The sequence below is a fragment of the Plantactinospora sp. KBS50 genome, assembly GCF_002285795.1.
Taxonomy (GTDB): Bacteria; Actinomycetota; Actinomycetes; order Mycobacteriales; family Micromonosporaceae; genus KBS50.
Genome location: NZ_CP022961.1, coordinates 3022690 through 3049351 on the forward strand (window position 1 = coordinate 3022690; position 26662 = coordinate 3049351).

Consider the following 26662-nt stretch of genomic DNA (forward strand, 5'->3'; position numbering starts at 1 on the left):
ACTGGACAAGGAGACCCATGCGACGTCTTCTCGCACCGCTGCTCGCCCTGACACTCACGCTGACCGGCGCCGCGGCCGCCGCCGCGGCACCCGCCGGCACCGACTCCGCGGCGCCGGCCGGCGCCGGGACCCGTACCGGCGCCGACCGGGCGCTGGCCGGCTACGCCCGCGACACCTGGCGGTCGATGGTCGCCATGACCGATCCCCGTACCGGGCTGGTCGCCGACAACATCACCGGCGACCTCGCCGCGACCGGCCGGTCCGGCTACACCTCACCCACCAACATCGGCGGCTACCTGTGGTCCGCGGTCGTGGCCCGCGACCTGGGCATCATCTCCCGGACCGAGGCCCGCAACCGGATCGCCCGGACCCTCGACACGCTCGCCGGGCTCCAGCACCACACCGCCTCCGGGATGTACTACAACTGGTACGACCCGCGGGACGGCTCGGTCGTCACGGTCTGGCCGGACGACGGCAGTCCCGTCTACCCGTTCATGTCCAGCGTGGACAACGGGTGGCTCGCGGCCGGGCTGAACGTGGTCAAGGGCGCGGTGCCCGAACTGCGCGGCCGGGCCGACGCGATCCTGCGCACGATGGACTTCGGCTTCTTCTACAACCCGGAAGCCAGCACCCCGTCCGGCGCCAGCGGCCTGATCGCCGGCGGATTCTGGGACGCGGAGCCGCCGGGATGCTCGCAGCCGCGCGACGGTGTCTGGTTCACCTGCAACCACTACGACATCACCGTGACCGAGCCGCGGATGGCCACCTACCTGGGCATCGCCATGGGCCAGATCCCGCCGGAGGCCTACTACCACACCATGCGCACACTGCCCGCGAGCTGCGACTGGAGCTGGCAGGAGATGCAGCCGGTCGGCTTCGACGCCACGTACCAGGGCGTTCCGGTGTACGAGGGCGCCTACCGGTACCGCGGCATCCAGTTCGTGCCGAGCTGGGGCGGAGACATGTTCGAGGCGCTGATGCCGGACCTGTTCGTCCCGGAGGCGCGGTGGGCGCCGAACAGCTGGGGCCGTAACCACCCGGCCACCGTCGCCGGCCAGATCGAGCACGGGATGACCGACGCCGGGTACGGCTACTGGGGCTTCTCGCCGGCCAGCGACCCGGCCGGCGGCTACCGGGCCTGGGGCGTGGACGCGATGGGCATGGACACCGACGGCTACCCGTCCGACGTGGAAGGCTCGACGTACGACGCGGGCTTCGGTGACTGCCGCCCGGCGGGCCCGGATCCCGAGTACGGCGACGGCGTGGTGACCCCGCACGCCTCGTTCCTGGCCCTGCCGTACGCCAAGGGGCCGGTCGTGGACAACCTCGCCCGGCTGAGGGCCGACTTCGACGCGTACGGTCCGGGCGGCTTCTACGACGCCGTCGCGGTGGGCAGTGGCACCGTGGCCCGCCGCTACCTCTCGCTGGACCAGGCGATGACGATGGCCGCGCTCGGCAACGCGCTCGGCCGGGACCTGGTGCGGCGTGCGTTCGTCTCGCCGCAGTTCGAGCGCCGGATCCGGCCGCTGATCGCCCAGGAGGCGTTCAACGTGCCGGCCGACCAGCGTCTCCCGCAACTGGGCCACTGAACGTCAGGGAAACGGACCCGCCCGGCGCACGCGCCGGGCGGGTCCGTTTCCCTGACCGGTTGCCGGCCGATCCCCGGCCCGGCGCCCCGTGATCGGGGGCGCCGGGCCGTACGGGTCAGGCGCCGGCCACCTCGATGAGCACCGCGCCGGGCTGCGGCAGGTCCAGCTCGAACACCGCCGCGTCGCCCGCGGTGTCCGGCTGCACCTTCTCGCCGACCAGCGTGTCCACCGCCCGCAGCGCCGTCCACTGCTGCTCGGTCGGCCAGTCGGCGACGCCGAGCCGCTCGGCGAGCGTGGTGATGTCGCCGTGCTCCCGGTCCAGCCGGGTGACCTGGGCGCTGCGCCCGGCGGCGCCGCCGACGGTCAGCCGGATCCGGCGGGCCAGCGCCGGATCGCCGGTCCGCTTGGCCTGGTCCAGGGTGTCGGCCCAGACCAGGATGGCCAGGCTGCCGTCGGTGTGCCGGCTGGCCCAGGTCTGCACCAGCCCGCCGGCGCCGTCCCCGCTGGCCGTCACCGGCAGTTCCGTTGCGCCGAGCCGGGACAGCATCCGCAGCGCGTGGAAGCGCGGCTTGGCGATGCCGCCGACGGTCAACAGCCCGAAGCCGCCGTGCAGCAGCGCGGACGGCCGGCCCAGTTCCTCGAAGTGGTCGCTGGCCACCCAGTAGGAGAGCGCGTCCACCCGGCCGGCCGCCGACCGCATGCCGGTGAGCAGGAACGTCGCGGCGGACGTCCCGTCGTTGACCGGGTTGAAGTGGGTCGGCGTGACGCCCCACTCGGTCCACAGGATCCGGGTGTCGGGCCGGCCGAACCGGGCCAGGGTGGGCCGCAGGTCCAGCGGCGGGCTGCCGTAGGTGTGCGTGGAGACGAAGTCGACCGCGGCCCCGGAGACGGCGGCGTGCTCCAGCAGCGCGTCGACCCAGCCGGCGGCGGCCGAGGACGGGCCGCCGACGGCGATCCGCGGGTCCACGTCCTTGACCGCCTGCGCCGTCACGTCGTACAGCCGCATCCACTCGGCCCGGCTGCCGGACCAGAACACCTCCAGGTTGGCCTCGTTCCACACCTCGAAATCCCAGTCCAGCACCGCGGGACCGTACCGGTGCAGCAGGTGCCGGACCAGGGCCCGGACCAGGTCGCCCCAGCGGTCCCAGTCGTGCGGCGGCGAGATGATGCCGCGGTAGGTGAAGACGGTGCGGTCCGGGTCGGCGGCCAGGTCGCGGGGCATGAAGCCGATCTCGACCACCGGGCGCAGCCCGACGCCGAGGACCAGGTCGTAGACCTCGTCCACCTGGTCGAAGTCGTACACCGGCTGGCCGTCGACCTCCCGGTAGACCCCCAGGTCGTCGTGCAGCACCGAGTGCGCCCGGACCGACTCGACGCCGATCTCGTCGTGCATCCGGCGCAGCGCGGCCAGCAGTTCGGTCCCGATCTCCCGGCCGCCCGAGGTGTCGCGGCAGAGCAGTTGGGACAGTCGCTCGCTGCCGATCATCGGCTGCCAGGGCCGGTGCAGCGGGCCGCCGGCGGCGGCGCCGTCCACGCTCAGCTCGACGGTCGGCGGCGCCTCGCCGGCGGCCTGTGCGGCGGCCACGACGGTCGCGCCGAGGGGTCCGGTCACGGTCACCTCCGGCACGGCCGCGACGGCGTACGCGTACGGCACGCCGGGTTCGCCGGTGGTGTCCACGTACCAGGTGTCCGGTACGGCCAGGACGTCCCCGCCGAGGTGGTCGACCGGGGTGAGCGGGCCGGCGGGGCGGCCGTCGCGCAGCGGCGCGCGGTGCACGAGGTAGCCCACGGCGCCGGCCACCGGCCGCCAGGCCAGCCGGACCTGGCCCACGCCGCCGGTGGCGGTGAGGCCGTCCGGCGCCGGCAGTACCGGGGTCGGTGCCGCGGCTCCGGACTCGTCGCTGCGGCGGGCGATGCGCGCCTCCCAGTCATCGCGGGCGGCGGGCGGCGGTGGAACGTTCGCGTCGGTCACCAGGTCCTCCGGGGGGTCTCGGTTGGTCCCGTCCGAGCACTGTAACCGGTTTCTGCGATGCTGGCGCGAGGGGTACCGAGGTTTTTTCCGGCCGGGCCGGACCGCCGACGCCGGCGTTCCCGCCCTGGTCCGGTGCCTGCCGTGGTACGACTGGCGGGATGCCACGGCCGGACCATCGGGGGCGCGCCCATGCCGCGGGAGCGGGACCTACTGCGTGACCCGGGCGGCCCGCAGCACGTCACCTTCCTGGAGCTGTACTTCGACCTGGTCTTCGTGTTCGCCCTGGAACGCGTGTCGCAGGGCCTGGTCGACCACCTGCGCTGGACGGACCTGGTGGAGACGCTGGTGCTGCTGCCGGCGATCTGGTGGATCTGGATGATGACGGTCTGGATGACCGACCGGTTCGACCCGAGCCACCCGAGCACGCAGCTCGTGGTCATCGGGATCATGCTGGTGAGCCTGGTGGTCGGGGCCGCCGTACCGGGCGCCTTCGACGACGCGTCCTGGATCTTCGCCGGCGGCTACGTGGCGATCCAGCTCGGCCGCTCGCTGTATCTCACCGTCGCGCTGCGTGACAGGACGTTCCGCCGGCGCGGCCTGCGCACGATGTTCTGGTTCCTGATCTCGGCGGTGCCCTGGCTGCTCGGCGCCGCGCTGCCGTGGGGTCAGCGGCTCGCGCTGTGGACGCTCGCCGTGCTCATCGACTACGCCGCGGCCCGGCTGGACTTCCCGACCCCGGGGCTGGGCCGGTCGCGCACCTCGGAGTGGTGGCTCGCCGCCGAGCACACGTCGGAGCGCTACCGGCAGATCATCATCATCGCGCTCGGCGGCGACATCCTGGTGGCCGGAACCACCTTCGGCACCCGGCCCTTCGGCCTGGACAGCGTCGCCGCGCTGGTGGTCTCGTTCAGCATCACCGGCCTGCTCTGGCGGATCTACATCTACCGGGCCGGCGAGCTGATGTCCGACGCCCTCGCCGTGGCCGAGGACCCGGCCCACCTCGGCCGCTCGGCCGCGTACACGCATCTGCTCCTGGCGGCGGCGTCGGTGGCCGTGGCGGTCACCGCCAAGCTGGTGATCGCGGCGCCGCTGGTCGGGCCGCACCGCTCCTGGTCGGCGGCGATCATCGCCGGGCCGGTGCTGTTCCTGCTGGGCCGCGCCCGCCTGGAGTACACGGTGTTCAGCAAGGTCGCGCTGTCCCGGATCATCGGTCTGGCCGCCATCGCCGCCACCGCGCCGGCCATGCTCCTGCTGCCGCCGCTGTTCGTGGCCGGCACGATGGTGCTGATCCTGGCCGGGGTCGCGGCCGGCGACGTGGCCGGCTGGCTGCGCAACCCGAGCGTGCCCCGGCCCCCGCCCCGCCGGCACTGACCCGTCCTCGGCCCCGTCCTCGGCCCCGTCCTCCCCGTCCTCGGCCCCGTCCTCGGCCGAGTCTGGGCGTGGTCGCCGTCCCGGACTCCGGTCAGGACCCGATCAACCAGTGGACGACAGGACCGGCCCGCGGCGTCCGTCGTGGCCCGACCCGGCCCGACCCGGCCCGCTCCACCAGGGCAGATCCCTGCGCCCGGCGCCCCGGAACGAGCCCTCTCGTCCGCTTTGCTCTGCTGCCTCGTACGCAACACCCAACCGCGGCGCAGCACGGCCGTGAGCGACGCCATGCGCCGGTGCAGTACGGCCCGGCCTTCTCCGACATCCCCCGGTCGGCCGTTGCCGGCGAGTGCCCCGGCGACCGGGATGCCGCAGCCGCAGCCGCAGCCGAGATCCAACACGGTGGCTCGGGCGGGGAGCCGCTGTTGCAGGCGGGTGAGCCAGGGCGCGTACCCGCCCGGGTCGCGGCTTCGGCAAACCCGTTCCCGAATGAGCGGTGGGGCGACGTAGATTCAATCGGGTGAGCGCCGTACAGCCGATACCGGCCGAGATCCGTCCACCCGGCGCGGTGGACGGCACCGGCGAACCGTCCAGCGTGCTGCTGCCGGGCCACGACGTACCGCTGGGCCGGTACACCACGGTCCGCCGGCTGCTGCCGCACCGGCAGCGGCGGATGATCGGCGCCTGGTGTTTCGTCGACCACTTCGGCCCGGACGACGTGGCCGGCCGCCCGGGAATGCAGATCCCGCCGCACCCGCACACCGGACTCCAGACCGTGACCTGGCTGGTGGAGGGGGAGATCCTGCACCGGGACAGCCTGGGCAGCAGCCAGCTGATCCGCCCCGGCGAACTCAACCTGATGTCCTCCGGCCGCGGCATCGCCCACTCGGAGCAGTCGCCGCCCGGGCACCCGCCGGTCATGCACGGCCTCCAGCTCTGGATCGCGCTGCCCGAGCGGGCCCGGCACGGTGACCCCGAGTTCACCCACCACGCCGCGATGCCGCGGCTGCGCCTCGGTGAGCTGGAGACCACCGTGCTGGTCGGGGAGGTGGCCGGGACCCGCTCGCCGGTCACCGTGCACAGCCCGCTGGTCGGCGCGCAGTTGCGGCTGCCGGCCGGCGGCGCCGGCCGGCTCCCGCTGGAGCGCACGTACGAACACGGCGTGCTGGTGATGTCCGGCCGGGCCGAGGTGGCCGGGACACCGCTGGAGCCGGGGACGCTGCTGTACCTGCCGCCGGAGCGCACCGAGCTGACGCTGACCGCGCCGGCCGCGGCCCGGCTGCTCCTGCTCGGCGGCGTGCCGTTCGACGAGCCCCTGGTGATGTGGTGGAACTTCGTGGGCCGCTCGCACGAGGAGATCGTCGAGGCCCGCGCGGACTGGGCCGCCGGCCGCCGGTTCGGCCCGGTCACCGGCGACCCCGCCGGGCCGCTGCCGGCACCGGCCATGCCGACCACCCGGCTCAAGGCCCGGGACCGGCACGGCCGCACGTCCGGCTGACCCGCATCCCGGCGGTGTTCGCCCGTACCGGCGGCGCCGCCCGTGGCCGCCGCCGGGTCCGCCGGTCCGCCGGTCCGCCGGTCCGCCGGTCCCGCCGGCCCGTGGTTTGCGGCCCGCCGGTCCGCGGTCCGTCAGTGGACCCGGACCGGGGCGGTCGTGTCCAGCGTCACCGACACGTCGAGCCGGGCCGGATGGAACCCCGAGGTCCGGCCGAACCGGTCCACGGCGGCCTGCAGGTGGTGCTGGAGGGCGCGCGGGGTCGCCCCGGCCACCAGACGCAGCCGGATGGCCAGCTCCGGTTCCGGCGCCGTGCCGTGCACGTCCACGGTGGCCCGCCGGATCCGCGGATCCCGCTCCAGGTCGCGCTCCAACCCGTCGGCGAGGACACCGGACCGGATGACCGTGCGCCCGCCGGACCGACCCGGCCCGGCGTCGTCGGCCAGCACGATGTCGCCGGCCGCCGGCTCGGTGCGCGGTATCAGCTGCCGGCGCAGCAGACTGGCCCCCAGCAGCGCGAGCAGCAGCCCGATGCCCACGACCAGCAGCGGCGCCCAGCCGCCCAGGCCGCGCCACCAGGCGAGCATGCCCGGCCAGAACACGGCGGTCTGCGGGTCGACCCCCGGGATGGCGCCGAAGCTGACCGCCAGCCCGGCCCCGCCCAGCAGCAGCAGCGCGACCCCGATCAGGGTCCACAGGCGGCGGTGCGCGGCCGTGCTCACCGCCGGCTCCCGCGGTCCGTGTCGATCCGCAGCCCGTCCGGCGGGGCGCCCAACCGGTCCAGTTCCCGGCGGGCGGCGGCCTGCGCGCCGGCCGCGGTGGCCGGGCCGCCGGCCACCCGGATCCGCGGCCGCCATTCGCCGGCCCGGCTCGGGCCGACCACCCGTACGTCGGTGTGCCGCACCCCCGGGGTCCCGGTGACCGCGCGGGCCAGGCGGCGTTCGACCGACCGGCGGGACACGCTCCAGCGGCCCGGCCCCAGCGGCACGTCCAACCGGCGCGGACGCCAGCGGCGTACCTGGGACAGCACGATGAGCAGGCCGAGCGCGGTGGCGGCGGCGACCCCGATCCGGACCGGCGTCGCGTTCAACTGGGTGTCCCGCAGCGCGGTGTACCAGGAGTTCCGCTCGACGACCAGCGGCGGCCGGCCGAACCCGACCCGGGCGGCCTCGATCACCAGCACCAGCCCGGCGGCCAGCAGCACGAGCGACAGCAGCAGGGTGGCGATCCGGTTGACGATGCGCACGGCTACCACCCCGTACCCTCGGCCAGCGCCGAGGGCTCGATGTCGGCGACGGTGACCAGCACCGGCCGGTCGGCGCCGGCCGCGGCCAGCACCCGGCGGGCCGCCGCGGCGACCGCGTCGGCGACCGGCCCGATCGGCAGCCGGTCGAGGTGTACGCACACCTCGACCTCGCCGCCGAGCCGGACGCCGGTCACCTTGCCGCCCGGGTACAGGGTGGCGACCTCGACCGGGCCACCCGGGACCAGTCCGGCGACGCCGGGGACCTCGGCCACCGCCCCGGCGATCGCCGTGGCCAGTTCCGCGACGCCGGTGGGCGCCGGGTGGCGGGCCGCGGCGGGCTCGGGTTGCGGCGTACGCACCTGCCCGCGGGCCGTGGCGGTCATCGCGAACCCGACCCCCGGTCGTCGTCCTCGCCCTCCACGAAGACGTCGTCGACGTTCACGTTGACCTCCGTGACGTCCAGCCCGGTCATGGCGTGCACCCGGTCCATGACGTTGCTGCGGACGGCGTTGGAGATGTCCATGATGCTCTGCCCGTACCAGGTGACGATGTCCAGGTCGACCGCGGTCTGCCGTTCACCGACCTCGACCGAGACGCCCTGCCGGGAGTCCTGGCTCGCGCCCACCATCCCCTTGAGCTGGCCGACCCGGCGGCTCAGGCCGCCGCCCATGGCGTACACGCCGGGGATCTCGCGCGCCGCGAAGCCGGCGATCTTCGACACCACGCCGGCCGAGATCCGGGTACGCCCGTGCTCGGTCACCAACTGCGCCCGTTCGGTGTCGCCGGCGCCGGGCATCCGGTTGGCGGCCGACCGCAGCCGGTCGCCGGTGTTACGGCCGTCCCCGCGGTGGTCCGTCTCTGTTCGCGTCTGAGTCATGCCGTTCCCCTCTCATCCGCGGCGGCGCTGGGCCGCCGTCCGGTCGAACAGGCCGGCGACCTGCACGTCGCCCTCAAGGACGCGGACCACGAGCCAGCCGGCCAGGCCGGCGACCACAGCCCCGGCCGCCGCGCCGAATCCGGCTATCGCCCAGAGGGCGGCGATCAGGAAGCCGATCAGAAAGCCGTACTGTTGGCGAGTCATCGCATGTCCCTTCACCAGCCGGGCGCCGACGGCCGATCCGGCCGGTCACCGCCCGGGCCACCCGGTAGGCGACCCGATCGGTGGATACACCGAGGAGCCGGGAACGAACCCGCCGCCGCCGCCCGTGAATGTGAGCTGGGTCACAATTCCGCGATCTGGCCCGGATGGCCGCGACAACTGGTCGGCTACCGCGTGGACCGGGACGAACGCGCGTCGCGGGCCGCCCGCAGACACTCCGGCCACCGTCGCCGGCGGCGCCCGACGATCCGCGGGACCCGGCGCACGACCCCGGCGCATGACCCCGGCGTGCGACCCCGGCGTGCCGCCGCCGGCGTGCCGGCGCCCGGAGGGGGTACGCCGGTGCCATGACCGGTACCGTCGGCTCGGACATCGAGCGCAGGAAGCGGATGATGCGGCGACTCCTGGCCGGTGGCCGGGGCTTCGCCGAGGCGTACGGGCTGCGCGTGACGAACAATCCCGGCAGCCTCTTCCAGGTTCTCTACCTTGCCGTGCTGCTGCGGCGTACCGGCGACGTGGGCCGGGCCACGGCCACCGCGCGCGGGCTGCGCGACCGCGGCTGGGACACCCCGGCGCGGCTGGCCCGCTCGCTCGCCGAGGACCGTGCGGCCCTGCTGCGGGAGTACGGCTGGCGCGGCGGTGCCGCCATGGAACTCTCCGTCCTGCTCGGCGACCTCGCCCAGGCGCTGGTCCGGCGCTACCGCGGCGACCTGCGGCGGGTCCGGGTCGCGGCGCGGTACCGGCCGGACCGGGAACGTGCCCTGCTCACCGCGCTGCCGGCGGTGGACGACGGGGTGGTCGAGCTGTTCCTGCGCGAGGCGCAGGCGCTGTGGCCGGAGTCCGGGCCGGTGGCCGACCGGCGGGCCCTCGCGGCCGCCCGCAAGCTTGGCCTCGGCCGCAACCTGCGGGACCTGGTCGCCCTGGCCGGCTCGCGCGAGTCCGAGCGGTTCGCCTGGTTCGTCGGCGCGCTGGCCCGTACCGACGCCGAGAACGCCTACGGCCCGCTGCGCGCCGGCGCCCTCGGCTGACTGTGGGGATGGCGGGGTCGGTCCCGTCCGTGGCGCCGACCCGCCCGTGGCGCCGACCCGCCCGTGGCGCCGACCCGCCCGTGGCGCCGACCCGCCCGTGGCGCCGACCCGTCCGCGGCCTCCGCCACGGGGGCGGGTGTCTCGACTGCCGGACAAGTCCGGGCATTCTCGTCCCATCGGACGATGCGCCCTCGTACGATGGGACCGGTAGCAGTGCCGGCCCGGTGCCGGGCCGGCGGGCCGCCATCCGGCGGGTGCGCCCGGTTCGGGTGCCCGGAGATCGCCGGGGCGCGGTCGGACGTGGTGCCCTGGCATGCCTGCCGGGCTTGCCGGGCACCTCGTCCGACCTCCCAGGCTCGCAGGCGCGGCGCGGGGAACCAGCCCGCCGTCCGGGCCATACCCCGGATCCACCGCGTGAACACCCCGCCCGGCCGATCCGGCCCGGAGGATCCGGTCAGTGGACCAGGCCGGCCAGCAGGTTGATGGTGACCGCGATGATCACGGCGCCGAACAGGTACGACAGCAGCGCATGCCACAGCGCCGTGCGGCGGATCTCCGGCATCGTCAGGTTGGTGTCGGAGACCTGGAAGGTCATCCCGATGGTGAAGGCCACGTAGGCGAAGTCCGAGTAGCGCGGCGGCATGCCCTGGTTGAAGTTGATGCCACCGTCGATTCCGGTGTAGTACAGCCGGGCGTAGCGGGCGGTGAAGACGGTGTGCACGGTCGCCCAGGAGATCAGCACGCTGATCACCGCCACGCTGATCTGGATCTGCTCGGCCCCGCCGCGGTGCGCCTTGGCGCCGGTCAGCACGAACGCCACCGCCAGCAGGCTGGCCAGGCAGGCCGACAGCAGCAGCCCCTCCCGCGAGCCGCGGCCCGGGTCCTCCAGCACGGCCAGTCGCGCGGTCCGGGCCGGATTCAGCGGGCCGATCCGGATCCAGGTGCGGGCCAGGTAGACCAGCGCGGCCACGTCCCAGCCGACCAGCGGCGCCAGCAGGATCGAGAAGAAGCGCGCGAAGCACAGCCCGGCACCGATCCCCACCAGGCTCATGCTGACCAGGTGGGCCGGCGCGTGCGCCGGGCGGCCCCGCAGCGGGCGCAGCCTTCCGCGGGCGGATCGCGGCTGGTCCTCCAGACGGCGTGCCACCGGGGGCGGTCAGCCGGGCCGCAGGTCCCGGGCCACCCGTTGGTGCCGGATCACCCGCTGACTGGTCGCCATGTCGCCCCGCCCTCGCTCCCGCTCGCCGCGCCCCGCGGGCGCTCGCCGCGCGCATACCCGCCGCCGGCCCGGTCACGCCTTGGCGGTTGCCGGTTGCCGGCGCCCGGACGGTGCGGCGTCCGGTCGTTAGCGGCGGTGGAGCGCGGGTACCCGCCGCCATGAACTACGACACCTTCGTGGATCTCGTCTCGCGCCGCGCGCGGGTGCCGAGCGAGCAGGCCGTCGAGCTGAGCCGGGCCACCCTGGAGACGCTGAACGACCGGTTGACCGCGGGGGAGGCGCTGGACCTCGCCGCGCAACTGCCGCTACCGCTGCAGGGGCTGCTGCGACCCCCCGACGAGCAGGCCGAGCACTTCGACGCCGCCGAGTTCGCCCGCCGGGTGGCCGAGCGGGCCGGGGTGACCGAACCGGCGGCCCGGGACGCCGTACGGGCGCTGTTCGAAACCCTGCACGAGGCGGTCACCGGCGACGAGTTCAACGAGTTGGTGGCCCGGCTGCCGGACGACTACCAGGCGATGATCGAACCGTCGCCGGCCCGGGTGGTCCGGCACTCCTGACCGGACCGCCGCTTCGTCGGGCCGCCGGCGCCGGCCGGACTGCCGGCTCCCGCGTCAGGCCACGGCGCCGTCGGCGCGCAGCGTCGCGATCCGCTCCGCGGACAGGCCGAGTTCGCCGAGCACCGCGGCGGTGTGCTCGCCGGGATGCGGTGGCGGCCGGCGTACCGCACCGGGGGTACGGCTGAACCGCGGCGCCGGCGCCGGCTGGCTGATCCCGCCGGGCGCCACGAACGTGCCGCGGGCGCTCAGGTGCGGATGCCCGGGTGCCTCGTCCCAGTCCAGCACCGGGGCCACGCACGCGTCGCCGCCGGCCAGCAGCCGCGCCCACTCGTCCCGGGTCCGGCTGCGGAACAGCCGTGCCCAGTGCTCGCGGGCGGCCGGCCACTGCGCCGGGTCGGTGCGGTCCCGCCCCTCGCCCTCCGGCGGTTCGAATCCGGTACGCCGGACCAGCTCGGCGTAGAAGCGCGGCTCCAGCGCACCCACCGCCAGGTGCCGGCCGTCCTTGCACTCGTACGTCGTGTAGAACGGCGCCGCGCCGTCGAGCAGGTTGACCCCGCGGGCGTCCTGCCACATCCCCATCCGGCGCAGCGCGTGGATCTGGGTGGTCAGCAGCGCCGTGCCGTCCACGATCGCCGCGTCGATCACCTGTCCGGCGCCGCCCGCGTACAGCGCGCAGACCACGCCGAAGGCCAGCACCATGCCGCCGCCGCCGAAGTCGCCCAGCAGGTTCATCGGCGGCACCGGCGGCTCACCGGGGCGGCCGATGCCGTGCAGGGCGCCGGTCAGCGCCAGATAGTCGATGTCGTGCCCGGCCGCCGGGGCGTAGGGACCGTCCTGGCCCCAGCCGGTCATCCGGCCGTACACCAGTTCCGGGTTCACCGCGTGGCAGTCCGCCGGTCCCAGGCCGAGCCGCTCGGTGACGCCCGGCCGGAAGCCCTCCAGCAGCACGTGCGCGCGCCGCACCAGGCTCAGCACCACGTCCCGGCCGGCCGGCTCCTTCAGGTCCACCCCGATCGAGCGGCGGCCCCGGTTCAGCAGGTCCGGGTGCGGCGTGCCGAACAGCTCCGGACGTACCTCGGTGGCCCGGTCCACCCGGATGACGTCGGCACCCATGTCGGCCAGCAGCATGGCGGTGAAGGGGCCGGGACCGATGCCGGCCAGCTCGACCACGCGCACGCCGGCCAGCGGTCCGGCCGCCGGGGTGTCCTCGATCACCGGGACACCATAGGCCACCGGCGGCACGGCCGCGTCGCTTGCCGTCCCGGCCGGGACTCGCCTACCGTTACCGGGCGAGGGGAGTACTTCCCACGAACCATTCCGGTCAGTACGGCGCCGCCCGCGGCGCCCCGGGTGGTTGTCCGCCCCGGCGGATGAAGGAGACCTCGGACATTTCACCATGTTCGAGGAGGCATCCCCGTGACCGGTTCGTCGCAGCTCGACGGTTGGCCGCAGACGTCCATCCTGGCCCTGGATTCGGTCGGCACCCCCGCGCTCTGGGCGGTGACCATCGGCGGGGTGCTGGCGCTGCTGGTCCTGGACTTTCTGATCACCCGGCGCCCGCACGAGGTGTCGCTGCGCGAGGCGGTCGGCTGGTCGATCTTCTACATCGCGCTGCCGCTGGCCTTCGCGGTGTTCGTCTGGCTCCGGTACGACTCCGAACGCGGGCTGGAGTACCTCACCGGCTACCTGGTCGAGAAGTCGCTGTCGGTGGACAACCTGTTCGTCTTCATGCTGCTGCTGGCGGCGTTCGCGGTGCCGGCCGTGCTGGCCCAGCGGGTGCTGCTGTACGGCATCGCCGGCGCGCTGGTGCTGCGCGGGGTCTTCATCGCGGTCGGCGCCGCCGCCCTGGAGACGCTGGACTGGGCCTTCCTGCTGTTCGCCGCGATCCTGATCGCCACGGCCGGCAAGCTGCTGCGGGACGCGCTCGCCGGGCACGACCAGCAGGTCGACGTCTCCGCCATGCGCTCGGTGCGGCTGCTGCGCCGGCTCATGCCGGTCACCGACGACTACCACGGCCCGGCGCTGACCACCCGGATCGGCGGCCGCCGGGCGCTCACCCCGCTGGCGCTCGTGGTGGTCGCGGTGCTCGGTGCCGACGTGGTCTTCGCGGTCGACTCGGTGCCCGCGGTGTACGGCATCACCGAGGATCCGTACCTGGTCTTCACGACCAACGCCTTCGCCCTGCTCGGCCTGCGGGCGCTGTACTTCGTGCTGCACGCGGCGCTGAGCCGGTTGGTGCACCTGAGCTACGGCCTGGCGGTCATCCTGGCGTTCATCGGGGTCAAGCTGGGACTGCACTGGGCCCACGGGGTGTGGCCGGGCGTGCCGCAGATCCCCACCCCGGCCTCGCTCGGCGTGATCATCGGGGTCCTGGCCGTGGTGACGGCGACCAGCCTGCGGGCCACCCGCGCTCCGGCCGCCGAGCGCTGACCATCTCCGGCCGCGCCCCGGGTGCCGGGTTCCGGCCGGCCGGAGCGCGCCGGGTGCCGACCGACCGGTTCCGGTCCCCTGCTGCGCGGGCACCGGGCCGGGTGATAGGACTAGCGGGTGGGCATCGTGTCACCCGGCTTCACCGGCCGGCGGCGGACCGAGCGGCCGGAGCTGCCGCCCGGCCAGTATCTGGTTGAGGATTTTCCGGTGCTGTCGGCCGGCCCCACCCCCCGGGTGCCGCTGGACGAGTGGGAGCTGGTGATCTCCACGGAGACCGGCGCCGAGTTCCGGTGGAGCTGGCCGGAGTTCCTGGCCCTGCCGGCGCAGACGCCGACCGTGGACATCCACTGCGTGACCCGGTGGTCCAAACTCGGCACCCGGTGGACCGGCGTCTCGCTGGACGTGCTGCTGGACGGCGTGGACACCGCCGCCGACTACGCGCTCGCGCACTCCTACGGCGGCTACACCACCAACCTGCCGCTGGACGACCTGCGCGGCGGCCAGGCCTGGGTGGCGTACCGGTTCGACGACGAGGACCTGCCGGGCGAGCACGGCGGGCCGGCGCGGCTGCTGGTCCCGCACCTGTACCTCTGGAAGTCCGCCAAGTGGCTGCGCGGCATCCGGCTGACGGTTTCCGACGAGCCGGGCTTCTGGGAGACCGCCGGCTACCACGACTACGGTGACCCGTGGCGCGAGCAGCGGTACCAGGGCGACTGAGCAACCGGCTCGGCTGGCGGGTGGCGCGCCTGGTCGAGCACCGCGTCGAGACGCCCACCGCCGCCACGCTGGTGCTGGAGGTGCCGGACTGGCCGGGCCACCTCCCCGGGCAGCACGTGGACATCCGGCTCACCGCCGCCGACGGCTACCGCGCCGAACGGGCCTACTCGCTGGCCGCGCCCGCCGAGGGCAACCGGATAGAACTCACCGTGCAGCGGGTGCCCGACGGCGAGGTCTCGCCGTACCTGCTGGAGGTCTTCGCCGCCGGTGACCCGGTGGAGGTCCGCGGCCCGGTGGGCGGGTGGTTCGTCTGGCGGCCCACGGACACCACGCCGGTGCTGCTGGTGGCCGGCGGGTCGGGGATCGTGCCGCTGATGTCGATGGTCCGCGCCCGGCGGGCGGCCGGCAGCCGGGTGCCGTTCCGGTTGATCTACTCGGCGCGGTCGCCGGCGGACGTGTGCTACGCCGCGGAGCTGCGCCGGCGCGCCCGGGACGACATGGGCCTGGACGTGTTCCACATCTTCACCCGGGAGGCCCCCGAGGACCGGCCGGCACCGCCGCGCCGCATCTGCACGGCCGACCTCTCCACCAACGGCTGGCCGCCGTCGTTCGAGCCGGCCTGCTACGTCTGCGGGCCGACCGGCTTCGTCGAGACGGTCGCGGACATCCTCGTCGCGCTCGGCCACGACCCCCGCCGGGTACGCACCGAGCGGTTCGGACCTACGGGAGGATGACATGGACGACGGCGAGTACCTGGACGGCAACATGCTGGCCGGCCCGCTCCGGGAGATCTTCGCGGTGGAGGTGTCGACGGCGACCGGCCGGTGCGCCAGTTGCGGCCTGACCGGGCCGCTGGCCGACCTGCGGGTGTACGCGAACGCTCCGGGGCTGGTGGCCCGCTGTCCGGGGTGCACGGAGGTGATCCTGCGGGTGGTCCGGGCTCCCGGCAGCGCCTGGCTGGACCTGCGTGGGGCCACCTTCCTCCAGGTCCCGTTGCCCGCCGAGGGCTGACCCGCCGCCGACCGCCGGGCCGGCGGCCGGCGGCGGCTGGTCCGGCGAGGGCTGATCCGCGCTGCGCGGATCAGCCCTCGCCGGCGATCAGACGCGTCCGGTCATGAGCCGGCGGCGGTGCCGCACGGCGAGCATGCCGGCCAGCAGCAGCAGCGCCGCTCCGGCCGCCACGAGCCCGGCGCCGAGTCCGGCCAGCGGGGTGACGTCGGATCCGGTCACCGGCAGCCAGGGGCCGCCCGGATGGTGCGGGTCGCCGGGTTTGCCGGGGTGCGGCGGCCAGGGCGGACCCGGGTCGTGCGTCCAGGTCGGGTACGGCGTTTTCGTACCGGTCGGCGTGGGCGTGGGCGTCGGCGTACCGGTCGGGGTGGGCGTCGGCGTGGGTGTCGGCGTCGGCGTACCGGTGGGTGTCGGCGTCGGCGTGGGTGTCGGCGTGCCGGTCGGGGTGGGTGTGGGTGTCGGCGTGGGAGTGCCGGTGGGCGTCGCCGTCGGTGTGGGGCTCGGGCTCTCGCAGGCCAGCGTCGTGTCGAACGGGAAGTAGTGCACCTCGCCGCCCTGGTGGTCGAAGGAGGCGGTGATCACGCCGCCCTCGATGTTGCTCGGATCCAGATCCAGCACGTCCGCGTTGGGCGCGTAGATCGTGCCGATCACGGCGGCACCCTGGACCAGGGTGATCGCGGTGGTGGTGGGGAAGTTGAACAGGATGTACGGCGCCTGCCCGCCGCCGATGCCGGCGAAGTTCGGCGCCGCCCAGGCGAAGACGTCGCCGACGTCGGAGGTGTCGACGTTGACCAGCAGCGGCGTGTCGGCGGTGGGCTGGTTCGCGAAGGTCAGGATCGCGATGTTGGTGAGGTCGGTGGCGCTCAGGTTGAGCACGTTGGTGACCCCCGGCGTGAGGGTGACCACCGCGTTGCTGCCGGCCGGGATCGGCCGGGGGAGTACCTCACCGTTCGGTGTCGTCAGGACCACCGTGTTGGCGCAGGTGGCCAGGTCGGTCGAGGTCGAGCGGAACGTCTCGAACGCCGACGCGAAGTCGATCGGACTGGTCGGTCCGACGCTGGCCACCGGCTGCCGGACGACCAGCTCCACCCGCGGGTACGCGTCGTAGTCGTTGACGGGCAGGATGCGCGTGTTGACCGCCGCGCCGTTGTTGTCGGTGTCCCGCACCACCGCCCCGGTGAGGTCGCCGACCTTCGCGTAGCCGTTCTGCAGCACCTGGAGCCGGGTGCCGGGCACGCTCCCGGCGAAGTCGACCTGGCCGCCCACCACGAGCGCGCTCGGCTGGGCGTCGCCGGCCACCACGAACGTGCCCGCGTTGGCGGCCGCGACCTGGTAGTTGCCGAAGCTCAGGTTGCCGCCCACCGCGACCGGTCCCTCGGTCTCCGAGGTGACCAGGTTGGCGTCTCCCTCCGTCATGATGTTGAAGCCGAGCGCGGCCTGCACCGGATTGACCGGTCCGACCGGCGCGGCCTGGGCCGGAAGCGCCGCCGCGAGCATGACGCCGCCGGTGACCAGCAGGCCACCGGCGGTGGCGGCGACGATCGCGCGATACCGCGCGACAGCATCTAGTGTTGGCATCTAATCCCCCGTATCGGACAAACCCGATCCTGAGGATAGACAGCCGATTACCGCCCGTAACCGGACTTGCGGATTCGGTCCCCCGGACCCCGTGCCGGACCGGGGCGAGGTTTGCCCGCCGGAGGTGCGGGAAGCCGGATACTCATGACCAAACCCCGTGTCGTGATCGTGGGAGCCGGATTCGCCGGGTACCACGCGGCGAAGACCCTGGCCCGACTGGCCCGCGGCCGGGCCGAGATCACCCTGTTGAATCCGACCGACTACTTCCTCTACCTGCCGCTGCTGCCGGAGGTCGCGGCCGGGATCCTGGACTCGACCCGGATCTCGGTGCCGTTGGCCGGCACCCTCGACGGGGTCCGGGTGGTCATCGGCGAGGCCGACCGGATCGACCTGCGCGCCCGCTCGGTGGGCTACATCGATCCCGAGAACGGTCGGCGCGAGCTGGGCTACGACCGGCTGATCCTCGCCGTCGGCAGCGTCAACAAGCTGTTGCCGATCCCCGGCGTCACCGAGCACGCGCACGGCTTCCGGGGGCTGCCGGAGGCGCTCTACCTGCACGATCACGTGGTGGCCCAGATCGAGCGGGCCGAGGCCGCGCAGGACGAGGCCGAGCGCGCCGCCCGGTGCACCTTCGTGGTGGTCGGTGCCGGCTACACCGGCACCGAGGTGGCCGCGCACGGCCAGTTGTTCACCGACGAACTCGCCGCCCAGCACTCCGGGCTGGGCCGGCGACCGCGCTGGATGCTCGTCGACGTGGCCGACCGGGTGCTGCCCGGACTGCACGAGCGGATGTCCGAGACCGCGCGCCGGGTGCTCGACCAGCGCGGCGTGGACGTCCGGCTGGGCTGCTCGGTCCAGGAGGCGACCGCCGAGGGCGTCCAGCTCAGCGACGGCCAGTTCGTGCCCACCCGGTCGCTGATCTGGTGCGTGGGGGTGCGCCCCGACCCGCTGGTGGCCGAGTTGGGCCTGCGGACCGAGCGTGGCCGCCTGGTGGTCGACGAGTTCCTCACCGTGCCCGGCCATCCCGAGGTGTACGCCTGCGGCGACGCGGCCGCGGTGCCGGACCTGACCCGGCCGGGCGAGGTGACCCCGATGACCGCCCAGCACGCCGAGCGGCAGGGCCGGCTCGCCGCGCACAACGTCGCCGCCTCCTTCGGCCAGCGCCGGAGGCGCCCGTACCGGCACCACGACCTCGGTTTCGTGGTCGACCTCGGCGGCACCGACGCGGCGGCCAACCCGTTGAACATCCCGCTGTCCGGGTTGCCGGCCAAGGCCGTCACCCGCGGCTACCACCTGTGGGCGATGCCCGGCAACCGGGCCCGGGTGAGCACCGACTGGCTGCTGGACGCGACCGGGGACCGGCCCGCCGTCCAGCTCGGGCTGGTGCCGGCGCACGCCGTGCCGCTGGAGAACGAGGCGCCGGAGACCACCGTACGCTGACCGGCCGGGGCACGATCCGCACGGACGGTTCCGGCCGCGAGCCGGCGGCGGCGTGTCGGCCCGGGTTTCAGCCGGCGTCCCGGGCCGGCCGCCCGGTCCCGGCGAAGGTCGCCAGCTCCGCACCGGCCAGCACCCGCCCGGGCACCCGGTCCCGGGCCGCGCGGGCGGCCAGCCGGGCCACCGGCAGCCGGCCCGGCGTGCGGGCCGCGGCCAGCACCACGTTGCCGTACCGGCGGGCGTTCATCATCTGCCGGGCGGCGATCAGGCAGACCTCGGCGAAGACCCGGCGCAGCGTCGTGACCTGGGTACGGGAGAAGGCCAGCGGCGGCAGGTCGGTGAGGTTCACCGCGAGCAGGCCGTCGGGCCGCAGCACCCGGGACACCTCGGCCGCGAACTCCACGGTGGTGAGGTGTACCGGCATCCGCGCGCCCTGGTAGACATCGAGCAGCACCGCGTCGTATCGGCAGTCGGGCTCCCAGCCGACGGCCTGCCGGGCGTCGGCGATCCTGACCCGGACCTCCGGCGGCGGTGGCAGCTCCCGGGTGACCAGGTCCATCAGCACACCGTCCAACTCGACCACGAGCTGTGTGGATCCGGGCCGGGTCGCCGCGACGTACCGGGGCAGCGTCAGCGCGCCGCCGCCCAGGTGCAGCACCCGCAGCGGGGCTCCCGGCGCCGCGGCGAGGTCCAGCACGCTGGCCATCCGCCGCACGTAGTCGAATCGCAGGTAGCGGGGGTCGGTCGGGTCCACGTACGACTGCTCGACGCCCTCCACCAGCAGGGTGCGACCGGCCGGGCGGGCGGGGTCGGGGACCAGCGCGGCCCCCGCCGCCGCGCCCGCCCCGGCATCCTGCGGTGCGGACGTGCGGACGCTGTGCGAGCCCATGGCCGGACCCTAGGGGGTGGCTCCCGGAGCCTTCGAACCGGCCCCCGGCCCGGCCCCCGAACCGGCACCCGGGCCGGCCCTCAGGCCCGGCACCCGGGCCGGCTTCCGCCGGCGCACCGCGGGACCGGTGGGCCCGCGCCGCGGGACCCGGGTGGCGCCCGGTGGCGGGCCGTTCCCGGGTCAGATCATCCCGGCGCCGGCCTCGTCGATGGCCGCGTCCACCTGGTGCGCCAACGCCACGTCGAGGGCGGTGATCCCGGCTCCCCGGCGGGTGCGGACGGTCAGCACGGCGCTGCCCGCGGCCGGCCGGCCGATGCTCGGACCCCGACCCGTCTCGGGCTTGATCCGGGCGAGCCGCTGGAGCACCCGGTCGAGGTTGTCCGGCGGTAGCTCGATGCTGCGCACCAGCGCGTGCTCCTGCACGGACCAGTAGGGCAGCGCGGCCAGCGCCAGGGCCAGTTCCGGGCCGGGCAGCGGCGCGGTCCCGCCGCCGGGGGCCGGGCCGTCGGCGCCGACCGGCAGCGGGCTGCGCAGGTCGGCCAGGTCGGCCGGCAGGTCCAGCGCGGCCACCAGCTCCGGGTCCTGCTCGGCCAGCGCCGCCAGGGTGGCCTGGGCCTGGTACCGGGCCTGTTCGGGGGTACGCCGGCACAGCCGGGCGACCTCGGCCAGGAAGCCCGCCAGGTCGCGCCGCCGGCTCACCTGGCCCGCGCCGGTGCCGTGCAGTTCGGCCGGTACGGCGTCCAGCAGCAGTTCCCGGTCCGGCTCCAGCAGCGCCGCCGCCAGCGCCCGGACGGTGGCCTCGGCGCCGGAGCGGGCGTCCGGGAAGTCCTCCCCGGTCCGCCGGCCGACCCCCTGGACCAGCTCCCGGTACCGGATCACCGGCACGGTCGCGGTCTCGGTGCCCGGCTGCCCGGTGGGGATGTCCGGGTACGGCCAGGGCCGGTCGGCCGGCGTGCCGCGCTGGCGGGACTGCCGGGCCAGGGCCCGGCGGCGCTGGTTGTCGCCCTGCATCTGCTTGCCCATGGTCGAGCGTTCCCGCCGGATCCGGCGGCGAAACGAGCGGCACCCGGCGGGCGTCCGGCCGCCGCCGACCACCCGGGCGGGATGAGGGACGCTCACCCGGACCGCCGCCACCATCGGGCTGGATCGTCAGGCGTTCGAGCGCGGGGAAGGTGGGGCCGTCATGAAGCGGATCGTGGAGATCGTGCCCGCCCGACCGGGCTGGTACGCGCGGTGGCGCAACGGCGCGGACTCGACGTGTTCGTACCCGGTGACCGTGTGGGCACTGGTGGAGGACAGCGAGCCGGGCAGCCGTGAGGTGATCGGGATCGACTCGATCGGCCAGTGGCCGGGTGCCGACGGCAGCGAGGACGGTGTGGTCTTCGTCCGGTACCTGTTCCACCCGCCGGGCGAGGGACGGCCGGAGGACGCGGAGCCGGAGCCGGAGCGCGAGGCCGCCGGCCGGGTGGCGAGCGGGCCGGTGCAGGCCACCGCCGGCTGACCCGGACATGCGGTGTGACCCGGGCCGGGTCTGACCCGGCGTGGGGTCTGACCCGGCGTGGGGTCCGAGCCGGCGTGGGGTCTGACCGGGCGTGCCGGCCGGCGCCGGTTGACCTGAACGGTGGCGGCGCCGATGCCTCGACTGCCGCCGGTGACCGACCCGGCTCAGCCGGTGGCGCGGTCGCCGACCGGCGTCCCGTCCAGCAGGAACACCCGGTCCAGGCCGGTCCGGGCGAAGAGCCCGAGCAGCGGGCGGCTCGGTCCGACCGGCCGCATCCAACCGCCGGCGTCCCGGGCCGCGTGGTGCACCTCGATCAGCGCGCTCAGGCCGGAGGAGTCGCACAACCGCAGGGCGGCCAGGTCGATCCGGAGCCGGCAGTACCCCTCGGCGAGCAGCCGCTCGGCGGCGCGCAGCAGTTGGGCGCTGGTGTCGAAGGCGAGGTCACCGGCGAGCCGGAGGGTTACCGAAGGGCGATCGCGCTCGACCACGTCGACGCGCAGCGGTCCGGCCGTCATGACCATCAGTGTGCCCGCTCGGGGCGGGTCCGCAAACCCGCCACTACGCCGTCGTCGCCCGGTCCGGGCCGGCGCCGTCGAGCGGCTCGGCGGGTCGGGCGACCGGCTGGTGCTGGCCCGCCTGGTGCTGGCTCTGCCGGGCCAGCAACTCCGCCACCCCGGTGATCCGCAGGATGCTCTCCAGGAACCGGGGCACCGTGCGCAGCCCCAGCACCGTGCCGGACTCCTGGCAGGCGCGCCACGCCTGGACGATCACCGCGAGCCCGGTGCTGTCCACGAAGCGCAGGTCGGCGACGTCCAGGGTCAGCCGGTGCGGTGCCTGGTCGATCATGCCGTGCAGCTCGGCCCAGAGCGCGGGGGCGGTGCAGTAGTCCAGATCGCCACCCACCAGCAGCGCCGGGTGGCCGGCGTCGGTCACGTCCGGCCGGACGGTGAGCGGAAGCGGTGCCGGGCCGTCCCTCGCTGCACGAGCACCTCCTTCTCGGGCGGGCGCCCACCTGCGTGTTGCGCAGACTTTAACAAGATGTGGCCAGGGCCGCCCGGTGGGACGGGCCGGCCGGGTGCCGTTCCGCGCCGGGTGCCGTTCCGCGCCGGGTGGCGGACCCGCCGGTCCGGCGTACTGTGGTCGGGACGGACCGAAACAGCGATGGACCGAAGATGCGCAGCGTGGCGCGCAGCCCGAACCGGAAGAAGGAGCGGGACTCAACCGGTGAACCCCACCGACGTCAGGGACTGGGACGCGGGCGACCGGAGGCTCTCCCCGCTGGAAGCCGCACCGGTCGCGGTGTCGGCGCCGGCGGTGGCGGACCCCGGGTCGGCGCGCCGGTCCGGCGTGACCCGGTCTCCGCTGGCCGGCCTGGACACCGCCGCTCTGGACATCGCCGCCGACCACTTCCGCGAGGGCCTCGTGCTCTGCGACGGCGACGGCGTGGTGCGGTACGTGAGCGCGGTGGCCGCCCGGCTGCTGCCCGGCGTGGTCCCCGGTGAGCTGCTCGCCGGCAGCGGCATCGCCGAGGTCAACGACCCGACCGACCCGGCCGGCGGCGCCGAGTTCGCCCACGGGGACCGCCGGCTGCGGATCCGCCGGGTCGGCCTGGACGCCGGGCGCGTCGCCTGGTACGTGGAGGACGTCACCGAGGCCGTACGCCGGGCCGACGCCCTGCTGGCCGAGCGGTCCCGGTCCGGGTTCCTCGCCACCGCCAGCCAACGGCTGGGCAACCCGCTGCACATCGACCGCGCCGCCCGGGCCGTGGCGCGGCTCGCCGTACCGGCCCTCGGCGAGGTCGCCGTGGTGGTGCTGGCGGCCGGCGGCGGCCGGCACCGGTGGTGGCGGGCCGCGGCGGGTGAGGGCCGGCCCGCGATCGACGGCGGGGAACTGGAAACCCCGGCCGTGCCGCCCGGGATCGCGGCGGCGCTGGACGGCGCCGAGCCGCACGAGGCGGACTGGCTGGTCGAACAGCTCGCCGACGCCGGTTGGCTGCCCGCCACCCGGTCGTCGCGGTACTGCGCGCGGGCGGTGCCGCTGCCCGGCAGCGGCACCCCGAGCGGGGCGCTGGTGGTGGCCCGGCCGCTGGACCAGCCGTTCGAGCCGGCGGACCTGGACGTGCTGCGCGGCTTCGCCGCCCGGGCCGGCGCGGCGGTGAACGCCGCCCTGCTCTACCGGGAGCAGGCCGAGATCGCCGAGACGTTGCAGAGCAGCCTGTTGCCCGCGGCGCCGGTGCCCAGCTCCGGCGTCCAGTGGGGCACGGCCTACCGGCCGTCCCAGGCCACCCTCCGGATCGGCGGCGACTTCTACGGCAGCCATCCGCTGCCCGACGGCGGTTCGCTGTTCTTCCTGGGCGACGTCTCCGGCAAGGGCGTCGAGGCGGCGGTGTTCACCGGCCAGCTCCGGCAGGCCCTCCAGGCGCTGCGCCGGGTGGAGACCGACCCGCAGCGGTTGCTGCGGTTGCTCAACGACGCGGTGCTGGAGACGGTCCGGGCCGCCAACCAGGGCCGGTTCGCCACCATGGTGCTCGGGCTGGCCCAGCCCGACCGGGACGGCGGGCTCACCCTCACGCTGGCCGGCGGCGGGCACCTGCCGCCGCTGCTGCTGCGGGCCGACGGCTCGGTGCAGCCGGTGTCGCTGGGCGGCATGCTGATCGGCGTGGTACCGGATCCCCACATCGGGGCCACCACCGTGCGGCTCGCCCGGGGCGAGACCTGCGTGCTGTACAGCGACGGCGTGACCGAGGCCCGCGGCGGCCGGCACGGGACCGAGGAGTTCGGCCCGGAACGGCTGGCCCGTGCGCTGCACGGCTGCGCAGAGATGCCGGCGCCCGCCCTGGCCGAGCGCGTCGAGCAGCTCACCTGCGACTGGCTCGGCGGCGGGGAACACGACGACATCGCCGTGCTGGCGTTGCGCGCGGTTGCGCCCTCCGGCGGTCGCCACCTGCACGTCGTGCCGGACCCGGCGGCCGAGTGACGCGGGACCCCGACGGCGCCCTCGCGGGCGCCTATGCCGAGCTGATCCGGTGCCTGGCCGACGCCGACGAGTACGCGGCCACGGACGTCGCGCTGGGGCTGCTGGCCGCCGGTGTGCCGGCCGAACGGGTCCTGCTGGACCTGGTCGCACCGGCGCAGGCCCAGGTCGGCCGGTGGTGGCAGGCCAACGAGTGGAGCGTGGCGCAGGAGCACGCGGCCACCCACATCAGCGAGCGCGTGGTGGCCGCGGTCTCGTCGTACGCGAGCCCCCGGCCCCACCGCGGCCGGGTGGTGGTGGCCTGCATGGACGGGGAGTGGCACGCGCTGCCGGCCCGGCTGGTCGCCGAGGTGCTGCGGCTGCGCGGCTGGCACGTCACCTTTCTGGGCGCCAGCGTTCCGGCCGCGCACCTGGTGTCGTACCTGCACCGCCACGACGCCCAGGCGGTCGCGCTTGGCTGCGCGGTGCCGATGCGGCTGCCGCAGGCGCACACCATGATCGAGGCGTGCCGCCGCGCCGACGTACCGATCCTGGTCGGTGGCCTCGGCTTCGGCGCGGACGGTCGGTGGGCGCGCCGGCTCGGCGCGGCCTGGGCGCCGGACGCGTTGGCCGCCGCCGACCTGGTCGGCGACGAGGAGGCGCTGGACACCCCGTCCGACGGGGCGTCCCGGCTGGCCGACGACGAGTATCCGGGTCTCGTGCAGCGTCGCGGCGAGCTGATCGACGGCGCCCTCGCGGCGCTGCGCGAGCGGGTGCCGGCCACCCGGGACTACACCCCGGCGCAACTGGACCGCACCGTGGAGGATCTGGGTTACATCCTCGACTTCCTGGCGGCGGCCGTGTACGTGGACGACGTCACGCTGTTCGACGAGTTCCTGGACTGGCTGGTGCAGATCCTCACCAGCCGGGGCGTGCCGGCGGGGTCGGTGGGGGCCACCCTCGGCCACTTCGCCGCCGAGCTGCGCGACTTCCCGCGAGCCCGCCGGTTCCTGACCGCCGGCCGCCGGATACTGGTGCCGGCGGCCGGCGGCTGACCCGGGACGCCGCTCTGCCGCCCGTCCGGGCGGGCGCGTATGCTTGCTCCACTGCAACGGTTCGGTCAGCGGAAGGGCAGGCCATGACGTTCTCGGTCGCGCACGCCCGGTCCGGGGAGATCATCCGGATCGAGGTGACCGGCGAGCTGGACATGGCGACGGTGCCCCGGCTGAACGCGGTGATCGACGAGCGGATCGAGGACGGCGACGCCCGGCTCCTGGTGGACCTGCGGGGGCTGGAGTTCTGCGACTCGACCGGGCTGGGGGCGTTCGTCCGGGGCGACAACCTGGCCGCCGCCCGCGGTGGCTGGCTGCGGCTGACCGGTGCCGGCGGCCGGGTGCTGCGGGTGCTGTCGATCAGCGGTCTCGAACAGGTGCTCCGGTACGAACCGGCGGTCGACCCGGCCCGGCATCCCGACCGGTGATCGGCTACATTGCGCCAGCGGTCGGCCGCACCGGTCGATCCTCCGACAGAGGCGGTGCCCGTGGTGCCAGGACCATCCGACCCGTTCCGCATTCTCATCGTGGACGACGACCCGGGTGACGTTCTCATGATCGAGGAGGCGCTGGAGAACTCCTCGGTCGACAAGCAGATCCAGGTGGTCGGCGACGGCCAGGAGGCGATGGAGTTCCTCCAGCGCTCCGGTCGGCACCCGGACGCCGAGCGGCCGGACATGATCCTGCTGGACCTGAACATGCCCCGGATGGACGGCCGGCAGGTGCTGAGCCGGGTCAAGAGCGACGAGGACCTGCGGACCATCCCGATCGTCGTGCTGACCACCTCCAGCACGGACACCGACATCCTGAGCAGCTACACGTTGCAGGCCAACGCGTACGTGACGAAGCCGATCGGCCTCGACGACTTCACCGACGTGGTGCAGCGGATCGACGAGTTCTTCGGCCGCGTGGTGGTGCTCCCGCGGCAGGGGTGAGTCCCGGGCCGGTGGCGCGGATGCCGAGCAATTTTCGGGAATTCGCGGGACCGGGTCCCGTCCAGCGGTCAGGATTGGCAGAGGCGAAGAACTTTCTGCCTGGGGGGCACCGCATGGACTTTCCCGCCGTCGAGCCCGAGGACCACCGCGTCCGGATCGACACGTCGTTGCGTGATCTCGGCGAACGGTTGGCACACACCGCGGACCGGGTGGCAGCCGCCCCGGTCCGCGCCGAACTCGGTTGCGTCCAGGCCGAGCTCTACCGGCTGCGGAGCCTGCTGGCCGCCGCCTGGCCGCCGGTGCCGCGGGCCGCGGCCAGTCCGACCGAGCGCGAGGTCGCCGAGTTGCTGGCGCGGGCCCGGCAGACCCTGCTGGTCGCCGAGGAGGAGGCCCGGCAACTGCGCGACCAGGCGTACGACGAGGCGCTGCAGGCCCGCCGGGACTTCGAGGCCGCGCTGTACCTGCGGCGCTGCCGCGAGGCGCAGGTGGACGCGTTCCTGCGCGACGTGGTCATCGAACTGCCGCCGGAGCGGCGCCCGGCGGACCCGCCGCGGGCCGATCCGCGGCCCGACCCGCGACCCGGCCCCCTC

The 26662-nt window shown here is 74.9% G+C and carries 29 protein-coding genes; 15 read left to right on the forward strand and 14 right to left on the reverse strand.

The annotated features are described in order from the left end of the window. The first annotated feature begins 17 nt into the window (after positions 1 to 17). Entirely contained in the window at positions 18 to 1589 is a 1572-nt protein-coding gene (locus CIK06_RS13440; RefSeq protein WP_095565125.1) for a glucoamylase family protein, read from the forward strand. 115 nt (positions 1590 to 1704) lie between these two features. On the opposite strand, the gene CIK06_RS13445 is transcribed toward CIK06_RS13440, so the two are convergent. Continuing rightward, a complete protein-coding gene (locus tag CIK06_RS13445; RefSeq protein WP_095565126.1) occupies positions 1705 to 3561 on the reverse strand; it encodes a xylan 1,4-beta-xylosidase in 1857 nt (618 codons plus the stop codon). Between the two features lie 189 nt (positions 3562 to 3750). Here CIK06_RS13445 and CIK06_RS13450 point away from each other — a divergent pair, with 189 nt between their 5' ends. Both CIK06_RS13450 and CIK06_RS13460 read left to right on the forward strand, forming a co-directional pair. Further along, positions 3751 to 4932: a low temperature requirement protein A gene (locus CIK06_RS13450; RefSeq protein WP_157756745.1), complete on the forward strand. Its 1182-nt coding sequence runs from the start codon at positions 3751 to 3753 to the stop codon at positions 4930 to 4932. Between the two features lie 517 nt (positions 4933 to 5449). Beyond that, on the forward strand, positions 5450 to 6427 hold the full coding sequence (locus CIK06_RS13460; RefSeq protein ID WP_095565128.1) for a pirin family protein: 978 nt from the start codon (positions 5450 to 5452) through the stop codon (positions 6425 to 6427). 131 nt (positions 6428 to 6558) lie between these two features. Here the strand turns inward: CIK06_RS13460 and CIK06_RS13465 are convergent, their stop codons facing one another. From CIK06_RS13465 to CIK06_RS13485, 5 genes are read right to left on the reverse strand one after another with little or no spacing between them, the layout of a single operon-like run. Then, entirely contained in the window at positions 6559 to 7146 is a 588-nt protein-coding gene (locus CIK06_RS13465) for a hypothetical protein (protein WP_095565129.1), read from the reverse strand. After that, positions 7143 to 7670, reverse strand: a complete 528-nt coding sequence (locus tag CIK06_RS13470) for a hypothetical protein (protein ID WP_095565130.1) — start codon at positions 7668 to 7670, stop codon at positions 7143 to 7145. Before CIK06_RS13470 ends, CIK06_RS13465 begins: the two co-directional genes overlap by 4 nt. Positions 7671 to 7672: 2 nt before the next feature. Further along, the gene (locus CIK06_RS13475; protein ID WP_095565131.1) at positions 7673 to 8053 is read right to left on the reverse strand and encodes a hypothetical protein; all 381 of its coding nucleotides are present in this window, start codon (positions 8051 to 8053) and stop codon (positions 7673 to 7675) included. Continuing rightward, positions 8050 to 8547 carry an Asp23/Gls24 family envelope stress response protein gene (locus CIK06_RS13480; protein WP_198348238.1) on the reverse strand — a complete coding sequence of 166 codons (498 nt, stop codon included), beginning with the start codon at positions 8545 to 8547 and terminating at the stop codon, positions 8050 to 8052. The genes CIK06_RS13475 and CIK06_RS13480 overlap by 4 nt, the downstream gene beginning before the upstream one ends. A 12-nt stretch (positions 8548 to 8559) precedes the next feature. Further along, positions 8560 to 8751, reverse strand: a complete 192-nt coding sequence (locus CIK06_RS13485; RefSeq protein WP_095565132.1) for a hypothetical protein — start codon at positions 8749 to 8751, stop codon at positions 8560 to 8562. 365 nt (positions 8752 to 9116) lie between these two features. Between CIK06_RS13485 and CIK06_RS13490 the strand changes: the two genes are divergently transcribed. Then, the gene (locus CIK06_RS13490) at positions 9117 to 9797 is read left to right on the forward strand and encodes a hypothetical protein (RefSeq protein WP_095565133.1); all 681 of its coding nucleotides are present in this window, start codon (positions 9117 to 9119) and stop codon (positions 9795 to 9797) included. Positions 9798 to 10251: 454 nt separating this feature from the next. Here CIK06_RS13490 and CIK06_RS13495 read toward each other — a convergent pair whose 3' ends face one another. Then, positions 10252 to 10944 carry a DUF1345 domain-containing protein gene (locus CIK06_RS13495; protein WP_198348239.1) on the reverse strand — a complete coding sequence of 231 codons (693 nt, stop codon included), beginning with the start codon at positions 10942 to 10944 and terminating at the stop codon, positions 10252 to 10254. Positions 10945 to 11174: 230 nt separating this feature from the next. Here CIK06_RS13495 and CIK06_RS13500 point away from each other — a divergent pair, with 230 nt between their 5' ends. Then, on the forward strand, positions 11175 to 11573 hold the full coding sequence (locus CIK06_RS13500) for a DUF2267 domain-containing protein (RefSeq protein WP_095565135.1): 399 nt from the start codon (positions 11175 to 11177) through the stop codon (positions 11571 to 11573). Between the two features lie 54 nt (positions 11574 to 11627). Here CIK06_RS13500 and CIK06_RS13505 read toward each other — a convergent pair whose 3' ends face one another. Then, entirely contained in the window at positions 11628 to 12788 is a 1161-nt protein-coding gene (locus tag CIK06_RS13505) for a CaiB/BaiF CoA transferase family protein (protein ID WP_369916142.1), read from the reverse strand. Between the two features lie 201 nt (positions 12789 to 12989). On the opposite strand from CIK06_RS13505, the gene CIK06_RS13510 reads away from it, so the two are divergent. From CIK06_RS13510 to CIK06_RS13525, 4 genes are all read left to right on the forward strand, one after another. Next, complete coding sequence (locus CIK06_RS13510; protein ID WP_095565137.1) at positions 12990 to 14003, forward strand: TerC family protein; 1014 nt, start codon at positions 12990 to 12992, stop codon at positions 14001 to 14003. A gap of 117 nt (positions 14004 to 14120) precedes the next feature. After that, on the forward strand, positions 14121 to 14720 hold the full coding sequence (locus tag CIK06_RS13515) for a molybdopterin-dependent oxidoreductase (RefSeq protein WP_095565138.1): 600 nt from the start codon (positions 14121 to 14123) through the stop codon (positions 14718 to 14720). Then, a complete protein-coding gene (locus CIK06_RS13520) occupies positions 14690 to 15454 on the forward strand; it encodes a ferredoxin reductase (RefSeq protein WP_095565139.1) in 765 nt (254 codons plus the stop codon). The genes CIK06_RS13515 and CIK06_RS13520 overlap by 31 nt, the downstream gene beginning before the upstream one ends. 1 nt (position 15455) lies before the next feature. Continuing rightward, positions 15456 to 15731 (forward strand): DUF6510 family protein, encoded by a 276-nt coding sequence (locus tag CIK06_RS13525; protein ID WP_095565140.1) that lies wholly within the window; start codon positions 15456 to 15458, stop codon positions 15729 to 15731. An 87-nt stretch (positions 15732 to 15818) separates the two neighbouring features. Here the strand turns inward: CIK06_RS13525 and CIK06_RS13530 are convergent, their stop codons facing one another. Then, the gene (locus tag CIK06_RS13530) at positions 15819 to 17306 is read right to left on the reverse strand and encodes a choice-of-anchor A family protein (protein WP_198348240.1); all 1488 of its coding nucleotides are present in this window, start codon (positions 17304 to 17306) and stop codon (positions 15819 to 15821) included. A gap of 144 nt (positions 17307 to 17450) precedes the next feature. Here CIK06_RS13530 and CIK06_RS13535 point away from each other — a divergent pair, with 144 nt between their 5' ends. Continuing rightward, positions 17451 to 18746, forward strand: a complete 1296-nt coding sequence (locus tag CIK06_RS13535) for an NAD(P)/FAD-dependent oxidoreductase (RefSeq protein WP_095565141.1) — start codon at positions 17451 to 17453, stop codon at positions 18744 to 18746. Positions 18747 to 18813: 67 nt separating this feature from the next. Here the strand turns inward: CIK06_RS13535 and CIK06_RS13540 are convergent, their stop codons facing one another. After that, a complete protein-coding gene (locus CIK06_RS13540; RefSeq protein WP_198348241.1) occupies positions 18814 to 19632 on the reverse strand; it encodes a spermidine synthase in 819 nt (272 codons plus the stop codon). Positions 19633 to 19812: 180 nt separating this feature from the next. Beyond that, the gene (locus CIK06_RS13545; protein ID WP_095567794.1) at positions 19813 to 20655 is read right to left on the reverse strand and encodes a DUF2267 domain-containing protein; all 843 of its coding nucleotides are present in this window, start codon (positions 20653 to 20655) and stop codon (positions 19813 to 19815) included. Between the two features lie 160 nt (positions 20656 to 20815). Here CIK06_RS13545 and CIK06_RS13550 point away from each other — a divergent pair, with 160 nt between their 5' ends. Then, positions 20816 to 21133 carry a hypothetical protein gene (locus CIK06_RS13550; RefSeq protein WP_095565142.1) on the forward strand — a complete coding sequence of 106 codons (318 nt, stop codon included), beginning with the start codon at positions 20816 to 20818 and terminating at the stop codon, positions 21131 to 21133. Positions 21134 to 21297: 164 nt separating this feature from the next. Here CIK06_RS13550 and CIK06_RS13555 read toward each other — a convergent pair whose 3' ends face one another. After that, positions 21298 to 21648 carry an STAS domain-containing protein gene (locus CIK06_RS13555; RefSeq protein ID WP_157756746.1) on the reverse strand — a complete coding sequence of 117 codons (351 nt, stop codon included), beginning with the start codon at positions 21646 to 21648 and terminating at the stop codon, positions 21298 to 21300. A 43-nt stretch (positions 21649 to 21691) separates the two neighbouring features. Beyond that, complete coding sequence (locus tag CIK06_RS13560) at positions 21692 to 22066, reverse strand: STAS domain-containing protein (protein ID WP_232534195.1); 375 nt, start codon at positions 22064 to 22066, stop codon at positions 21692 to 21694. Between the two features lie 291 nt (positions 22067 to 22357). On the opposite strand from CIK06_RS13560, the gene CIK06_RS13565 reads away from it, so the two are divergent. From CIK06_RS13565 to CIK06_RS13580, 4 genes are all read left to right on the forward strand, one after another. Further along, complete coding sequence (locus CIK06_RS13565; protein WP_232534196.1) at positions 22358 to 24109, forward strand: PP2C family protein-serine/threonine phosphatase; 1752 nt, start codon at positions 22358 to 22360, stop codon at positions 24107 to 24109. Next, entirely contained in the window at positions 24106 to 25140 is a 1035-nt protein-coding gene (locus tag CIK06_RS13570; RefSeq protein WP_095565145.1) for a B12-binding domain-containing protein, read from the forward strand. Before CIK06_RS13565 ends, CIK06_RS13570 begins: the two co-directional genes overlap by 4 nt. An 83-nt stretch (positions 25141 to 25223) precedes the next feature. After that, positions 25224 to 25565, forward strand: a complete 342-nt coding sequence (locus CIK06_RS13575; RefSeq protein ID WP_095565146.1) for an STAS domain-containing protein — start codon at positions 25224 to 25226, stop codon at positions 25563 to 25565. Positions 25566 to 25628: 63 nt separating this feature from the next. Further along, positions 25629 to 26072: a response regulator gene (locus tag CIK06_RS13580; RefSeq protein ID WP_095567795.1), complete on the forward strand. Its 444-nt coding sequence runs from the start codon at positions 25629 to 25631 to the stop codon at positions 26070 to 26072. 259 nt (positions 26073 to 26331) lie between these two features. On the opposite strand, the gene CIK06_RS29360 is transcribed toward CIK06_RS13580, so the two are convergent. Continuing rightward, positions 26332 to 26586, reverse strand: coding sequence for a hypothetical protein (locus tag CIK06_RS29360; RefSeq protein ID WP_157756747.1), 255 nt, complete (start codon positions 26584 to 26586; stop codon positions 26332 to 26334). Positions 26587 to 26662 lie beyond the last annotated feature (76 nt).

Excerpts from the sequence above, each read along its gene's own strand:
- CIK06_RS13440 (WP_095565125.1), top strand. The coding sequence starts at position 18 with ATGCGACGTCTTCTCGCACCGCTGCTCGCCCTGACACTCACGCTGACC.
- CIK06_RS13450 (WP_157756745.1), top strand. The coding sequence starts at position 3,751 with ATGCCGCGGGAGCGGGACCTACTGCGTGACCCGGGCGGCCCGCAGCAC.
- CIK06_RS13475 (WP_095565131.1), bottom strand. The coding sequence starts at position 8,053 with ATGACCGCCACGGCCCGCGGGCAGGTGCGTACGCCGCAACCCGAGCCC.
- CIK06_RS13480 (WP_198348238.1), bottom strand. The coding sequence starts at position 8,547 with ATGACTCAGACGCGAACAGAGACGGACCACCGCGGGGACGGCCGTAAC.
- CIK06_RS13485 (WP_095565132.1), bottom strand. The coding sequence starts at position 8,751 with ATGACTCGCCAACAGTACGGCTTTCTGATCGGCTTCCTGATCGCCGCC.
- CIK06_RS13490 (WP_095565133.1), top strand. The coding sequence starts at position 9,117 with ATGACCGGTACCGTCGGCTCGGACATCGAGCGCAGGAAGCGGATGATG.
- CIK06_RS13500 (WP_095565135.1), top strand. The coding sequence starts at position 11,175 with ATGAACTACGACACCTTCGTGGATCTCGTCTCGCGCCGCGCGCGGGTG.
- CIK06_RS13525 (WP_095565140.1), top strand. The coding sequence starts at position 15,456 with ATGGACGACGGCGAGTACCTGGACGGCAACATGCTGGCCGGCCCGCTC.
- CIK06_RS13530 (WP_198348240.1), bottom strand. The coding sequence starts at position 17,306 with ATGCCAACACTAGATGCTGTCGCGCGGTATCGCGCGATCGTCGCCGCC.
- CIK06_RS13535 (WP_095565141.1), top strand. The coding sequence starts at position 17,451 with ATGACCAAACCCCGTGTCGTGATCGTGGGAGCCGGATTCGCCGGGTAC.
- CIK06_RS13540 (WP_198348241.1), bottom strand. The coding sequence starts at position 19,632 with ATGGGCTCGCACAGCGTCCGCACGTCCGCACCGCAGGATGCCGGGGCG.
- CIK06_RS13545 (WP_095567794.1), bottom strand. The coding sequence starts at position 20,655 with ATGGGCAAGCAGATGCAGGGCGACAACCAGCGCCGCCGGGCCCTGGCC.
- CIK06_RS13550 (WP_095565142.1), top strand. The coding sequence starts at position 20,816 with ATGAAGCGGATCGTGGAGATCGTGCCCGCCCGACCGGGCTGGTACGCG.
- CIK06_RS13555 (WP_157756746.1), bottom strand. The coding sequence starts at position 21,648 with ATGACGGCCGGACCGCTGCGCGTCGACGTGGTCGAGCGCGATCGCCCT.
- CIK06_RS13575 (WP_095565146.1), top strand. The coding sequence starts at position 25,224 with ATGACGTTCTCGGTCGCGCACGCCCGGTCCGGGGAGATCATCCGGATC.
- CIK06_RS29360 (WP_157756747.1), bottom strand. The coding sequence starts at position 26,586 with ATGACCACGTCGCGCAGGAACGCGTCCACCTGCGCCTCGCGGCAGCGC.